General features: G+C 37.2%; 1 protein-coding gene. It reads right to left on the minus strand.

The window, feature by feature from the left end:
- A partial coding sequence (locus tag A6E03_RS11275; protein ID WP_141677268.1) for a YtfJ family protein occupies positions 1 to 331 on the minus strand: 331 nt, incomplete at both ends.

A 331-nucleotide genomic window follows, 5' to 3' on the forward strand; every position in this document is an offset into this window, starting at 1 on the left:
TCTAATACCATTGAAGACCATGAAAACTCTTCTTTGCTTTCTTCAGCAGAAGACTTCACAAATCCACCAGTTCCCCAGATAGAATCATCTTGATTGATGATGGTTGTTGTTTGATATTCTGTTTCTGGGAACTTTTCTAATGTAATAGCACTCATAAGATCGGCGTTCATTGCTTTCGCACTGCTTCGACCTGCTATTGCCTGCAATACTCGAACTTTTCCTTTAAGTTGTTCAGTATTCCAGCTTTGATAGGTTGCAGCTGAGTTTTTAAAAAAGATTTCACCATATTGTTCAATCGAAACAGATGGAACTTCTTTATTAAGAGTTAGGT

It is taken from the genome of Aliivibrio sp. 1S128, from assembly GCF_001691065.1.
Lineage (GTDB): Bacteria > Pseudomonadota > Gammaproteobacteria > Enterobacterales > Vibrionaceae > Aliivibrio.